Genomic DNA, 13,638 nt, shown 5'->3' with positions numbered 1-13,638 from the left:
CCTATACAATTTCACTGATTGTGGCAAACTGCCCCAGCGCACGCAGTGACCCGCAGCCGACCCAGGTCGTGACCCGAGGGAGCCGCCGGACCGTGCGCGCTCACCAGGGCGTGCGCCACCAAGGATTGAAGGATGTCTCAGCCCGCATTGTTCCTGAAACAAAACGTCGTCACCGAGCCGCTCTACAACCAGTGGTACGCGTGGTGGTTCCTGGCCTCGCCCATGACGGCGCCGCTGTTCGTGGCGAACCTCCATGTGAAGATCATGGAGTCCTTCGTGGCCAACCCGGCCATCCACGTGGCGGCGCTGAAGAGCCCGGCGCTGCGCGGCGGCCCCTACCTCAACCTCGGCGTGGACCGGGTGGGCGACGTGAAGGCGCTGCTGGAGCGCACGCTGAAGGACGAGGCGCTGTCGCTCCAGTACGCGAAGGCCATGCTGGAGCTGGACAAGCTGCTGGCCACCGCGGAGGGATATTCGCTGGAGGACCTGTACCCGCGCGTGCCGGACCTGCTGCGCGGCTACGTGGAGCTGACGTACGACCTGAACAACCGGGCCTCGCCGCGCTTCTTCGAGGCGCTGCTCTACCGCAGCCCCTTCCACCGCGAGTCCTCGCAGAGCCTGTCCATGCGGCTCATCCACGGGGACGAGCGCCCGTACGTCTTCAGCACGCCGCGCCTGGACACCGCGGACGGCAGCCTCCAGGTGAAGGTGCCCTACCGGCACGAGGCCCTTGACCGGCTCTTCGCCATGAGCCGCACCCCGGCGCCGGTGGCGCCCGTGCGCGAGGCGCTGGGCATCGCGGAGAAGGACGCGGACACCTTCGCCGCCTTCTTCACGGAAGAGCCCCCGCGTCCGGCGCCCCGGTACGACGGGGACGGGGTGCGCGTGCGCTACTTCGGCCACGCGTGCGCGCTCATCGAGTCACGCCACGTCAGCATCCTCACGGACCCGGTCGTCAGCTACGACTTCCCCACGGACCTGCCGCGCTACACCTTCGCGGACCTGCCGGAGAAGATCGACTACGTCCTCATCACCCACGGCCACGCGGACCACCTGATGTTCGAGCCGCTGCTGCAGCTGCGGCACCGCATCGGCACCCTCGTCGTGCCGGCCGCCGGCGGTGGCAGCCTGGCGGACCCGTCGCTCAAGCTGATGCTCAAGCAGGCGGGCTTCCAGAACGTGGTGGCGCTGGCGGAGCTGGAGTCCCTGCCGCTCCCCAACGGCGAGCTCATCGGGCTGCCCTTCATCGGCGAGCACGGCGACCTGGACATCCAGGCCAAGCTGGCCCACCTCGTCAAGCTGGAGGGCAAGTCCCTGCTGATGGCGGCGGACTCCAACGCGCTGGAGCCCCACCTGTACGAGCACATCCACCGCGAGGTGGGCGACATCGACATGATGTGGCTGGGCATGGAGTCCGAGGGCGGGCCCCTGAGCTGGATGTACGGCCCGCTGCTGCCCGCGCCGATGCAGCGCAAGATGGACCAGTCGCGCAGGCTCAACGGCTCCAACGCCGTGCGCGCCATCGAAATCGTCCAGCGGCTCAAGCCCGGACAGGTCCACATCTACGCCATGGGCCGCGAGCCGTGGCTGGGACACGTCATGGTGATGGGCTACCACGAGAACTCCCCGCAGCTCGTCGAGTCCCGGAAGCTGCTCGCGTACTGCGCGGAGAAGGGCATTCCGGCGGGCATGCCCTACGGACAGGCCGAGTACTTCCTCCGCTAACCCGGCCCCGCCCGGGGTGACCCGGGCCGTGGCGCCTCCCCCGAGGTCCCCCATGCAGACCCCCACGACTCCCGCGCGGCAGGGTGACCGGGCCACCTTCCTCATGGTCACACCGGGCGGCAAGGGCCAGATGAAGGGCCACCTGACGCGCGTGCTCGACCTGGCCCAGAGCCTGGTCGCTCGCGGGCACCGGGTGCTCGTGTTCACCGAGGAGGCCGTCCCCGCCGAGGTGGAGGCCTCAGGGGCGGAGCTGGTGCCGGTCGGCGACTACCGGGGCATCATGGACCGGATGGAGGCCGCCCGCGAGACGCTTCCCGGTTGGATGCGCGTCTCGCTGCTGCTGCGCAGGGCCTACTGGTTCGCGTGCTACCGCCGCGCGGTGCTGGGCAGCGCGGAGGACTACTGCCACCAGCTGGAGCCCCTGCTGCGCCGTGAGCAGGTGGACTGCGTGGTGTACGACTACTTCGCCTTCGGCGCGGGGTACGCGGCGGAGCGCCTGGGCATTCCCGCCATCAGCACCGGCAACCTGGGGAGCGTCATCGACGCGGACGGGCTGCCGGTGCTGCTGCGCACCGCGCCCCCGGGCCGGCTCGCGCGGCGAATGCCCCGGCTGACACACGCCCTGGTGGAGGCGTTCCTGCCCCTGCGGCGCACGCGGGCGAAGCTCGGCCTGCCGCCGCGCGCCGCGAAGCACGCCGAGCTGTTCCAGACCATGGGCTCCAGCGAGCTCCACCTCGCCATGGTGCCGGAGAACATCCTGGCGGGAGTCCCCCGGCGGGGCGAGCAGCTCTACGCGGGCACCATCGCCTTCGACGGGGCGACCGCGGAGAACTCCGCGACGTTCGGCCCCATCGCGCCCGGCACCGTGCTGGTCAGCACCACCAGCGTGGGCCAGGACGGAGGGCTGATGCGCCGGGTGCTGAAGGCCCTGGACCCCACGGGGATGCCGGTCCTGGCCACCACGGCCGGCGCCCGCGACGTGCCCGACAACCTGGGCCCCCACATCCGCACCGAAGCCTTCTTGCCCCACGAGCAGGTCTTCCCCCACGTCGCGGCGCTGGTGACGCACGGGGGCTGGGGCGCGGTGGGCCGGGCCCTGCGGCACGGCGTGCCCATGCTCATCATCCCCCTGTTCGCCGACCAGCCGCTCAACGCGGAGCTGCTGGAGAAGCAGGGACTCGCCTACCAGTTGTCGCTGCGCGAGGCCACGCCGGAGGCCATCCGCGAACGCGTCCAGGCCCTGCTGAAGGACCAGGTGCTCCACGCGCGCGTCCAGAAGCTCTCCGAGGAGCTGAAGGCCATGCGCAAGGACAGCGTGGCCATCGACACCCTCGAGCGGCTCGCGCTCGAAACCCGCGGCCGCAGGCAGGCCCAGGCGGCCTGACGCCGCCCGCGTCCCCCGCCCCCACCGCTTCCGGTGACTCCGGCACCCGGCCAGAAACGCCCACCGCGCCTCCTCGTCCGACCGACCCATGCCCCCTGCCGCGTCCTCCGTCACTCCGCGCCGCATCCTGAGCCTTGCCCGTCCCGAGGCGCGCAGGCTCTCCGCGGGCGTCTTCTTCCTGTTCATCGGCAGCGGGCTGTCCCTGCTCTTCCCGCAGGCCATCCGCCTCATCATCGACGAGGCGCTCGGCGCCCGGGACCAGGCCCTCATCGACCGGGCCACGCTCTGGATGACGGTCATCTTCGCGGTCACGGCCGTGGCGAACGCGCTGCGCTACTACTTCTTCACCAGCGCGGGCGAAAACGTCGTGCAGGCGCTGCGCGAGCGGCTCTTCTCCCACCTCGTGTCCCAGGAGGTGGCCTTCTTCGACAACAGCAAGACGGGCGAGCTGGTCACCCGGCTGGGCGCCGACACGGCGGTGCTCCAGCAGTCGGTGAGCGGCAACATCGCCATGGCGCTGCGCAGCGGGGCGCAGGTGCTGGGCGGCGTCGCGCTGCTCTTCTACACCTCGCCCACGCTCACGCTCCTGATGCTCACCGTGGTGCCTCCGGTGGTGGTGGTGGCCATGGTGTATGGCCGGCGCATGCGGTTGACCTCCCGGCGCGTGAACGACGAGCACGCCGCGTCCAACGCGGTGGCCGAGGAGATCTTCGTCGGCATCCGCACCGTGCGCTCCTTCGCGGCCGAGCGTCACGAGGGGGGACGCTACAGCGTCGCCCTGGCGAAGGCGCTCGCTCTGGCCCGCCGGCGCACCCAGCTGTCCGCCTTCTTCATCGGCGGCAGCACCTTCGGTGGCTTCATCGCCGGGTCCCTCGTGCTGTGGTACGGCAGCCGGCTGATGCTGAGGGGCGACCTGTCCATTGGAAGCCTCACCTCCTTCCTCGTCTACACCACGCTGGTCTCCATGTCGGTGAGCGGGCTGACGGACCTGTGGGCGGACTTCATGCGGGCCTCCGGCTCCGCCGAGCGCGTCTTCGACTTGCTGGATCGCAAGCCCGGCATGCCCATCTCCGGCGGTGAGCGCATCGACCCCCTCCAGGGCCACGTCGAGTTCCAGTCCGTGCGCTTCGCCTACCCGACGCGGCTGGACGCGCCCGTGCTGAAGGACCTCAACCTGGCCATCCAGCCCGGCGAGGTGGTGGCCATCGTCGGCCCCTCGGGCGCGGGCAAGTCCACCATCGCCGGGCTGCTGGCGCGCATGTATGACCCGCAGGGAGGGAGTCTCCTCCTGGACGGGCGGGACCTGCGCACGGTGGACCCGGAGTGGCTGCGTCAGCAGATTGGCGTGGTGGCGCAGGAGCCCATGCTCTTCTCCGGCTCCATCTTCGACAACATCCGCTACGGGCGGCTGGACGCCACGGAGGCCGAGGTGGAGGCCGCCGCCCGCGCCGCCAACGCGCACGACTTCGTCTGCCGCTTCCCGGACGGCTACCGCACCTCCGTGGGCGAGCGCGGCGTGCAGCTCTCCGGCGGCCAGAAGCAGCGCGTGGCCATTGCCCGCGCCATCCTCAAGGACCCGCGCCTGCTCGTCCTGGACGAGGCCACCAGCGCACTCGACGCGGAGAGCGAGCACCTGGTGAAGGACGCCCTGGAGCGGCTGATGCGCGGGCGCACCACGCTCATCATCGCCCACCGCCTGTCCACGGTGCTCGGCGCGGACCGCGTGCTGGTGCTGGAAGGCGGGCAGGTGGTCCAGAGCGGCAGCCATGCCTCCCTCATGGAGCAGGAAGGCCTGTACCGCCGCCTGGTGGAGCGGCAGTTCGCGGCCGCCTGAGCCCGCTACAACCTCACCCCACGGAGAGCGCCCGGGCGGGCTGCTGCTCCAGCGCCGAACGGATCAACCTGGCCAGGCGGGAGATTCCCTCTTCAATCTCGGCGGGAGTGAGATAGCTGCAGGAGAGCCGCAGCTCGGTCTCTCCTCCCGAGCCCAGGTAGAAATACCGCATGGGCGTCCAGATGACCTGGTGGTGCTTCGCGGACCGCTCGAGCAGGGCTTCATCGGCCTCGATGGGAAGCTTCATCACCAGGAAGAAGCCGCCCTCGGGAACGTTCCACGTCACGCCGCGCGCCCAGGCCTCGCTCCTCGGGAAGTGACGCTCCAGCGCACCGAGGGTGGCGTCCATGTTCTCCTTGTAGAAGCGAATCGCCTCGCGGTTCGCGTCAAGGAGTCCCCCCTCATTCATCACCAGCATCCCGCCGATGATGGCCTGGCTGAGCGCGGGCGTATTCACGGTCAGCATGCTCTTGATCTTCGAGAACTCGTCCGCCAACAGGTGCTGCTTCCCCGTGGCGCCCAGGACGCGCTGGTCCGCCACCGCGTAGCCCACCCGCACGCCAGGGAAGGCGGACTTCGAGAACGAGCCCAGGTAGATGACCTGCTGGTGCTCATCCATGGATTTGAGGGTGGGCTTCCGGGGGCCCTCCCGGAAGAAGAAGCCGTAGGGGTTGTCCTCGATGATGAGAAACCCCGCGCCCCTGGCGATTTCCAGCAGACGCTTGCGTGCCGGCACCGGGAGGCTCTTCCCAGAGGGATTGGCGAAGTCCGCGACGAGGTAGAGCGCTCGGGGCTGTTTGCCTTCCGCCTTGAGCCTGCTCAGCGTGTCTTCAAGCTCCTGCAGATCCAACCCGTCCTCGCGCTCCGTCACGGGGACGATCTCGATTCCCAGGAGCTTGGCCGCGCCGGTAATGCCGATGTAACAAGGCATTCCCACCAGCAACACATCGGTGGGCGCTGAAAACAGCGCGCGCAAGGAGATGAACATCCCCTCCTGGCACCCGACCGTGACGACGATGGACTCCTTCGCGGCCCGGATTCCCTCGTCCTTCTCCAGCATCCGCGCGATCAGGTCGTGGATGTGGCCATTGGTCCGGCCGTATTGAAACAATTGCGTCTTGACCTGCGCCTCGGTCAGCCCGCGTTCCTCGCGCAGATAGCGGCAGTACGCGTCGAGATACACGGTGAGCTTTTCGGCTTCATAGAACTGCTCGTTCGGCCTCCCCGGAGCGAACGAGATCGCCTCTGGAAAGCGGATCGCGATCTCGTTCAGGAAGTTCATGACCTCCAGACTCGGATCCGTCAACGAAGCGTGAAGCGCGTTTTGCAGGAGCATGGCGAGAGCGACCCGGACAGGAGCAAGGCACGCAAACCACCCGTGCCACCGCGAGACGATAAACGACCCCGACCCACGAAAGGTAGGCCCTTGCGGGGAATGCGATTTTGGGGGATTACGAATGGTTGACTTGAACTCCAGCCCTCCTAACGAGGCTGAAGACGGACATGCCCAAGACAGCCAATATCGAGGATCTGCGTCAGCGGGCGCGGCGCCGGATTCCACGCTTCCTCTTCGATTTCGTGGAGGGAGGCGCGGACGACGAGTTCACGGTGCGCGCCAACCGGGAAGCCTTTGGCCGCCATGCGTTCCGGGCTCGCTCGCTGGTGGACGTCAGCACGCGGGACCTCTCCACGACGCTGCTGGGGCAGCGGCTGGAGCTCCCGTTGATCCTCGGGCCGGTGGGCCTCGCGGGTCTGCTCGCGCCGGGCGGGGAGCGCCTCGCGGCTCGGGCTGCCGTGAAGAAGGGGGCCCTCTTCACGCTGAGCACCATGTCGGTGTGCACCATTGAAGAGGTCGCCGCGGCGGTTCCGGCACCGGGGTGGTTTCAGCTCTACATCTGGAAGGATCGTGGAATCACGCGTTCGCTCGTGGAACGGGCGAAGGCCGCGGGCTACACGGCGCTTTGCGTGACGGTGGATGTCCCGGACATGGGCAATCGCGAGCGTGACGTGCGCAATGGCTTCACGGTGCCGCCGCGCCTCACGGTGGCCAATGCCTTTGACCTCCTGCTGCACCTGGGCTGGGTGCTGCGGATGACCCGCTCACCACGGGCCACCTTTGGCAACTTCGAGGACAGCAAGGCGCTGACGCGCCGGGATGCGGTCTCCGTGGCTGCCTATACCTCGCGCCAGTTCGATGCATCCGTCACCTGGGCGGATCTGGAGTGGCTTCGGGAGTTGTGGCCCGGTCCGCTGGTGCTCAAGGGGCTCAGTTGCGCCGAGGATGCCCGGCGCGCCGTGGAGCGCGGAGTCCAGGCCCTCGTCGTCTCCAACCACGGTGGGCGGCAGCTGGATGGCCTGCCTGCCGCTCTCGACGTGTTGCCCGAGATCGTCGACGCCGTGGGTGGGCGCGCGGAGGTCATCCTGGATGGCGGCGTTCGTCGTGGCTCGGATGTGGTGAAGGCAATCGCCCTGGGCGCGCGAGCCTGCATGATTGGCCGGCCCTACCTGTATGGGTTGGCCGCCGATGGCCAGGCCGGCGTGGAACTCGCGCTGGAGCTCTTCCGCAAGGAGATTGACCGTACGCTGACGCTGTTGGGCTGCCCCCGGCTGGATCAGCTGGATGCCTCGTATCTGCGAGGACCTGGCGAGGCTCCACGGCTGTCATTGCCAGCGGGGCGTACGTCCACCGGGTGAGGGCGTGAGCGCCATTCCCGCGTTATCCTGTCATCCATGAGCCAGACCGAGACGCGCGGCGAGGAGAACGGTTTCCAGCAGGCGGCTCGGCTGGAACGAGAGGAACTCCATCGGTGTGTCACCCTCGCCGCAACCCATTTCCAATCGCGTCTCTGGGACGATGAGGAGGGACAGGCCGCGAGGGATTACATCGCCTCGCGCGGAGTCACGCTGGAGAGTGCTCGGGCCTTTGGTCTCGGCTACGCCTCGGCCTCGGGGACGGCGCTGGCGGAGACACTCGCACGCGAGGAACTCCTCGACGCGGGTGAGCGTGCGGGCGTGTTGCGCCATCCGAGGGCGGGCGACCGCCACACGGACTACTTCAAGCGGCGCGTCATGCTCCCGTTCTGCTCCCCGGAAGGACAATCCCTCTCATTCATCGGACGGGACCTCCCTCCCCATCAACGAGTCAAGTACCTGGAGACCCGGAACTCCTCCATCTTCATCCGCAACACGACGCTCTTCGGGCTGACCCACGCCCGCGACGCCATCCGCGGCGAGGGCTCCGCCATCGTCGTCGAGGGAGGCTTCGACTGCATGCTGCTGCACCAGGCCGGCTTCCCCCACAGCGTCGGCCTCATCTCCACCACCCTGAGCACGGCCCGGATCGACTTGCTGCTCGCCGCGGGGGCCCGCGAGCTGGTGGTCATGTTGGATCCAGACCGCGGAGGCTGGCGAGGCATCCAGCAGAACAGCGACCTGTTGCTGCTCTACGTCCCGAGGACTCGCGTGGTGCAGCTCCCCGGCAAGGAGGACCCGGACGAGTTCATCCTCCGCGCCGGAGCCGGGGCCATGCGCCGCCTGCTCTCCGAGGCGCGCCCTCTCACCGACTACCTCCTCGCCATCGCCCTGCCCCAGGGGCGCGGCGCCTCCGCCTCCGAGCGGAAGAAGGCCATTGAAGAGCTCTCCCCCATCTTCCTCCGGCTGCAGGAGGGCCCGGCGCGCACGGCCCTCCTGGAGGCCCTGGCCTCGCACTCCGGGCTCTCAGGCCAGGAGCTGGAGTCGTTGCTGCGTACCCAGGGATGAACCCGGGACCTACCGCACGTCGAACATGCGGAGCTGCACTTCGACGGTCTCGGCGGAGGTGTTCCTCACGTACAGCTCATTGGAGCTGCTCCCCCCGGGATAGAGCTCCACCTCGATTTGCGGGTGGATTGGCCCGCTGTAGGCGAAGTAGATGTCATCCTCGTCTCCCTGAGGGATCTGACGCTTCAGTCCCATCGCGATGAGCGGCGGCTGGGTGAAGAGGGGCACCGCCGCCTCCCACGACTCGTCGGGCTCCAGCGTGAACGTCCACTGGTAGAGCATCGAGGGGTACCGCGCATCGTGGTGGTGGCTCGTGGATGCGAAGGTCGCGTTCGCTTCCGTTCGCGGGTAGTAGCGCGCGTCGTGGTCCGTGGAGGTCGACGCCACGTGGGTGTTGAGGTGGGTGACGAGCTGGGTGAGCTGGCTCCGGACCGTGCCCGCCGTCAGGTTCTTCGGCGCACCGGTGATGGCCGCGCTGCCAATCAGGCCCGAACCATTGGACGCGGAGTTCGCCTTGTTCAACACGGGGATGAGCGAGCTGAGCTGTGATTGCACCGTGGTGCCCGTCACGTCCGCGTGCGCCTCCGTGCCGACGTAGTTCGCCCCCGAGTCCCCCACGGACGGCGACATCAGCCGTGTCAACGAGGGGAACCCCAGCGTCCGCTCCGGCGTGAAGGAGCCCGACGCGATGACGCCCAGCTTCACGTAGCGATGGAGGAGCCCCACGGGCTGCGCGCCGCTCAGGACCTGGTCCCCCGCGGCATCCTGTTCGCGCACGGGCGCCAGCCAGTAGTCCCCGGCGACGAAGGCACGGCTGGTGGTGCCCCCTCCCGTCAGGGTGAGCGCGAGCGCCATGTCCTGGAGCTCCAGGTGCAGCACGCCGCTCTCGATGCGCACATGGCCATGCACGCCCTGCGCATTGGCCGTGGACAGCGGCGCGCCGCGATCCCTCCCGCCGCTGGCGAAGGTCCACACTCCCGTCGTGGTGTTGCGCGTCAGCGTGCACCAGCCGTCCCACCTGCGGACGAACGGGTACGTGGCCGCGTCGGGCACGGAGACCGGGTAGCCCGCCTCCAACCGGCCGCGCGAGGGGAACCCCGCCGGCGGCGTGCCGAGGTGCACGCCCAGGTGGCGCTCCGTCGCGGCGTTGTAGAACTCGTAGAGCCAGTCGTTGCCCTGGTAGTCCTGGGGCACGCCAGGCCCGTTCGCGTAGGCCTCCGCCGCGTTCTCGCTCGACCACTTCAACGTGAGCTCGCTGGGCGCCGTGGGCGAGCCCTTCACGTCATGCACCTCCAGCCGGAAGAGGTAGTTGCCCGTGAACTGGGCGGCGGGCCCCGTGCCCGCCACGCGCTGGGACAGGGTGAGCGGCGCGTTGCCCCGCCCCGGGTTGACGAGCGGGTCCGTGGGTTGCTGGCCCGCGGGGCAGCGCTTGATCTGCAGCATCACCTGCGTGCGTGTGCTCGTGTCCGCGCCGTGCAGCCCCGGATCCTGGAGGTTCGGGTCCTCCAGGAACAGCACCGGCCGCTCCCAGACGTCCGCGTAGAGGCTCTCGCCCACCGCGGGTGCCCCCGGCGCCAATGGGAAGTCCGGCTGGGTGGCGTAGGTGAAGGGCGTCGTGCCGGGCAGCGAGGCCATCAGCCCGTCCGCGTAGACGCTGCCGGGCGTCATCTGCAGCGTGTTGGAGATGAGCAGCTTGCCGGTGGCGGGGCCGCCGCTGCCCACCACGTCCCGCAGCGCGCTGGTGACGCGGTCGTTGATGATGGACACCAACTCGTTCCAGTCCGCGTCGGTGAGCATCCGCCCCTGCTGCTGGTAGACGCCGGAGTAGCCCTTGGAGGAGTCGTGGGAGTCGCGTGAAATCTGGGTCTTCATGATGAGGAACTCCGCTGGAGTCGAAGCGGGAATCAGGTGGAAGGAGGCGTGACGACGGGCAGGGCCAGGCCGAGCCGTTCGTCGGGAACCAGGATGGCGCTCATGCCCGCGGGCAGGGATTCACGGAGCCGGGCGAGCACCGCCTCGTCGCGCAACGCATAGCGACGGTGGCGGTAGGCCCCCAGCTCCCCTCCATCCTCCGCGCCATCGAGCAGCCTCGCGCCGCTGTCGCTCGCGAGCACGCCAGCGCCGGGTGCTCCGAAGACGGTGGCGCGGAAACGGGGCACCTCGCTCGTACACGCGTACGCCTCCGCGGGCTGCCCCTCCACGGTGTACGCCCCCAGCGTGGCCTCTGGCAGCCGGCAGTAGCGGAAGCAGTTGCCCACCCCGGGGCGGGGAGTGACGGAGCCCGCGAAGAGCGAGTCGTTGGCGAAGCACCGCGCCACGTCCATCGAGCCGAGCACCGTCACGCTCAGCAACGTGATCAACGCCGTGCTCTCGAGTGAACCCAGGAGGCTGTCCTCCACCGTCGCGCCGACCACGTCCGGCGTGCCCGCCTCCAGCTGGAGGCGGCCGAAGGCGGATCGGCGGACGACGAGTTCGTTCCCCAGGTTCTTCGTCACCATCCCCGTGACGATGGAGTCCTCGATGACGTGCGCGGTATCGAAGGCGTCGATGTACACGTTGCCCTGGACGACGCAGTTGCGCATCACCAGCGGCCGATTGCCGACGATGACGTCCTCTCCCTCGGGGAGGACGAGGTTCTCGAGGACGTAGTCGCCCGACTCCGGCTCGGGCGTCAGGGGCCCCTGACGGCGTCGGGGCAGCACGCGCGACGGCTCCGGGGGCACTGGCAGCGGACGCGTGTCTCCGAACTCCCAGCCCGGAGGGAAGAACCCCACCCTGGGCAGCGTGAAGACCGCGACGCGCTTGGGGTGGACCTGTCCCTGCCGCGCGGAGGGCCGGCGCAGGTCCGGTGTCCGTCGGGAGACGTCGTCGAAGTGGCCGGGCGCCGCGGGGATGCCGTGCACGTTCTCCTGCAACGGCGGCAGCGACGAACCATCCCCACGCGGCGGCAGCGCCACCTTGCGGGACAGGTACCGCAGGTCCACCGTCGCCGCGGGCAGCGCCGGGTGCCGTCGCGCTGGCGCCCCCGCCGGAAGTGGCAGGGCCCCGAGCGACTCCGGCGGGAGCAACGGCTGTCCCACGCGCGGCGTCACCGCCACCCGCCTCCAGCCCTCCTGGAGGTAGACAGGCTCGGAGGGCTCGTTCCGAGGGTCCTCCGTGTCCCACGCATACTGGCCGACGTCCTGGGCGACCTGGACCACCGACCCGGGCGTGCCCTTGCGCTGGCGCAGCGACACGGCCTGGGACAGCTCACGCCGCTGCTCCGGCTCCGCGGGCGACAGCAGCTTCACGTCCAGGAGCTCCGCCAGATACGGCAGCGTCCAGCCCTGGGCGTCCGGATGGTCCGGGAACGCATCCGCCAACCGCTGGGCCATCACCCCGCGGACCAGGTCCAGCACCTCGCCGCAAGACCCCAGGTAGTCGCGCAGGTCTCCGTTGTCACGCGTGCGGTACACCTCCGGCAGCAGCCCGTAGAGCTGCGCGCCGAGCCCGCTCCCCGTCCCCCCGCTTCCCGAGCTCACAGTGAGTACTCCTTGAAGCGCACGGACAGGTCCTGCCCCTCCGGCGCCAGGTAGACGACGTGCGCGCCGGACGGCGCGTCCTTGCGCTGCAGCCCCGGCACACCGGCCATCACACAGATGGAACTCTCCACACCCGTCACGGCCTCCACCACCTTGTAGACGTCACTGAGGTACAGCGCCTGTCCCAGCCCCCGGTGCCGCAGCGACAGCGCGTCCAGCAGCGCCGCCCGCACCGCCTGCACCACCGCGTCCGGGTTGAAGGCCCGCGTGTCCACCTCCACCTCCACGTCGAGCGTCACCGGCTCGCTGAGGTAGCGGGAGAGCGACACCTCCACGCCCGGCAGCGCGTGGGCGCGCAGGAAGTCCGCCAGGGACTGCTTCAGGGGCCCCAGCTCCCCACCGTCCGAGGGCACCACCACCACCTCCACCAGCTCCATGCGGGAGCCGGGGTTGCGCTTGAGCAGCGCGCGCGCCTGCCAGACGCTGCTGTGGCCCATGGCGAGGCTGGCGAAGTCCTCCGTCGACACCGCGCGCTCCAGCGTCAGCACCGTGGCGGGCGCGGTGCGGCGCAGCGCCTCCACGTCCTGCATGTCGTTGCCCCCCGAAGCGGGCAGCGGCTGCTCCACCGCCTCCACCAGCGCATGAGGCCGGCTCGGCTTCGCGAGGCTGCCCGCGGGCAGGTTGCCTCGCAGCCCCGAGCCCGCGCGGAAGCCCACCCGCACGTTGTTCGCGCCCGTCGGCAGCCGCCGGCCGTTGCGCCCATCACCGAAGACGACCGCCAGCTCCCCTTCGCGAACCAGGCGCACCGTGTAGTGCGGGTCCGTGGGGCCCGACTCGCGCAGGCTCTCCACCGCCTGCCAGCGGCGGCCCGCCACCTTCACCTCCAGGTCCGCGCGCACGCCCGACGCGCGCGTGGAATCCGCGACGAACGAGAGGCCTCGCTCTTTCAGCACGAACGCCTGCCCGGTCTGGGTGGCGTCTCCGCTGCCCAGCACCTCCTCGGGCTTGCGCTCTCCGTGCCCCACCAGGACGACGTTCGCGTGGAGGATGAGGTTGTCCACCGTGCTGCCGGGAGGCAGCGGATCCACCAGCGCGACGAAGCCCTCTCCGGTGCCCTGCACTCGCGTGAGCAGCGACGGCGCCGTGCCGCCCTCCTGCCGCACCACCACGGCGCGGCCGAACGTCAGGCCTCGTGGCACCGTTTCCAACGGCACCTGCGTGCCAGACAGCGGCGTGGCGTTCTCGTCCCAACCCACCAGCCGCGCCACCTCCTGGAAGCGGCCGTACACACGCGTCTCCGCGCGGGGAAACTCTCCCCCACCCCGGCCCTGCCAGCCGTCCACGGGGACGAGCTCCGTGCGCCCCAGCTCTGCGTTGTTCGCCACCGAGGCCAGCCGCCCCCACGAGGCCTGCAC

9 protein-coding genes are annotated in these 13,638 nt (G+C 69.7%); 5 read left to right on the top strand and 4 right to left on the bottom strand.

The genetic code is table 11. From position 1 onward, the window contains the following. Positions 1 to 132 precede the first annotated feature (132 nt). The 3 genes from D7Y11_RS13455 to D7Y11_RS13445 all read left to right on the top strand — a co-directional run bounded on the left by D7Y11_RS13455 (position 133) and on the right by D7Y11_RS13445 (position 4,943). On the top strand, positions 133 to 1,725 hold the full coding sequence (locus D7Y11_RS13455) for an MBL fold metallo-hydrolase (RefSeq protein WP_121752889.1): 1,593 nt from the start codon (positions 133 to 135) through the stop codon (positions 1,723 to 1,725). 52 nt (positions 1,726 to 1,777) lie between these two features. After that, a complete protein-coding gene (locus D7Y11_RS13450) occupies positions 1,778 to 3,109 on the top strand; it encodes a glycosyltransferase (protein ID WP_121752890.1) in 1,332 nt (443 codons plus the stop codon). Between the two features lie 88 nt (positions 3,110 to 3,197). Continuing rightward, on the top strand, positions 3,198 to 4,943 hold the full coding sequence (locus D7Y11_RS13445) for an ABC transporter ATP-binding protein (RefSeq protein ID WP_121752891.1): 1,746 nt from the start codon (positions 3,198 to 3,200) through the stop codon (positions 4,941 to 4,943). A gap of 13 nt (positions 4,944 to 4,956) precedes the next feature. On the opposite strand, the gene D7Y11_RS13440 is transcribed toward D7Y11_RS13445, so the two are convergent. Continuing rightward, positions 4,957 to 6,225 (bottom strand): PLP-dependent aminotransferase family protein, encoded by a 1,269-nt coding sequence (locus D7Y11_RS13440; RefSeq protein ID WP_199733947.1) that lies wholly within the window; start codon positions 6,223 to 6,225, stop codon positions 4,957 to 4,959. A gap of 221 nt (positions 6,226 to 6,446) precedes the next feature. Here D7Y11_RS13440 and D7Y11_RS13435 point away from each other — a divergent pair, with 221 nt between their 5' ends. Together D7Y11_RS13435 and D7Y11_RS13430 are read left to right on the top strand one after the other, a co-directional pair. Then, a complete protein-coding gene (locus D7Y11_RS13435) occupies positions 6,447 to 7,637 on the top strand; it encodes an alpha-hydroxy acid oxidase (protein ID WP_120580745.1) in 1,191 nt (396 codons plus the stop codon). A 36-nt stretch (positions 7,638 to 7,673) separates the two neighbouring features. Beyond that, positions 7,674 to 8,702, top strand: coding sequence for a toprim domain-containing protein (locus tag D7Y11_RS13430; protein WP_120580744.1), 1,029 nt, complete (start codon positions 7,674 to 7,676; stop codon positions 8,700 to 8,702). Between the two features lie 9 nt (positions 8,703 to 8,711). Here the strand turns inward: D7Y11_RS13430 and D7Y11_RS13425 are convergent, their stop codons facing one another. The 3 genes from D7Y11_RS13425 to D7Y11_RS43280 all read right to left on the bottom strand — a co-directional run. After that, positions 8,712 to 10,574, bottom strand: coding sequence for a DUF6519 domain-containing protein (locus D7Y11_RS13425; protein WP_126933890.1), 1,863 nt, complete (start codon positions 10,572 to 10,574; stop codon positions 8,712 to 8,714). A 32-nt stretch (positions 10,575 to 10,606) separates the two neighbouring features. After that, positions 10,607 to 12,223 carry a phage tail protein gene (locus D7Y11_RS13420; RefSeq protein WP_120580742.1) on the bottom strand — a complete coding sequence of 539 codons (1,617 nt, stop codon included), beginning with the start codon at positions 12,221 to 12,223 and terminating at the stop codon, positions 10,607 to 10,609. Continuing rightward, a partial coding sequence (locus tag D7Y11_RS43280; protein WP_199753729.1) for a hypothetical protein occupies positions 12,220 to 13,638 on the bottom strand: 1,419 nt, incomplete at its 5' end. The genes D7Y11_RS43280 and D7Y11_RS13420, both read right to left, overlap by 4 nt.

It is taken from the genome of Corallococcus sp. AB018, from assembly GCF_003986945.1.
Classification (GTDB): Bacteria; Myxococcota; Myxococcia; order Myxococcales; family Myxococcaceae; genus Corallococcus; species Corallococcus exiguus.
This window is presented reverse-complemented; position numbering and strand designations above follow the sequence as displayed.

Excerpts from the sequence above, each read along its gene's own strand:
- D7Y11_RS13455 (WP_121752889.1), top strand. The coding sequence starts at position 133 with ATGTCTCAGCCCGCATTGTTCCTGAAACAAAACGTCGTCACCGAGCCG.
- D7Y11_RS13450 (WP_121752890.1), top strand. The coding sequence starts at position 1,778 with ATGCAGACCCCCACGACTCCCGCGCGGCAGGGTGACCGGGCCACCTTC.
- D7Y11_RS13445 (WP_121752891.1), top strand. The coding sequence starts at position 3,198 with ATGCCCCCTGCCGCGTCCTCCGTCACTCCGCGCCGCATCCTGAGCCTT.
- D7Y11_RS13440 (WP_199733947.1), bottom strand. The coding sequence starts at position 6,225 with ATGAACTTCCTGAACGAGATCGCGATCCGCTTTCCAGAGGCGATCTCG.
- D7Y11_RS13435 (WP_120580745.1), top strand. The coding sequence starts at position 6,447 with ATGCCCAAGACAGCCAATATCGAGGATCTGCGTCAGCGGGCGCGGCGC.
- D7Y11_RS13430 (WP_120580744.1), top strand. The coding sequence starts at position 7,674 with ATGAGCCAGACCGAGACGCGCGGCGAGGAGAACGGTTTCCAGCAGGCG.
- D7Y11_RS13425 (WP_126933890.1), bottom strand. The coding sequence starts at position 10,574 with ATGAAGACCCAGATTTCACGCGACTCCCACGACTCCTCCAAGGGCTAC.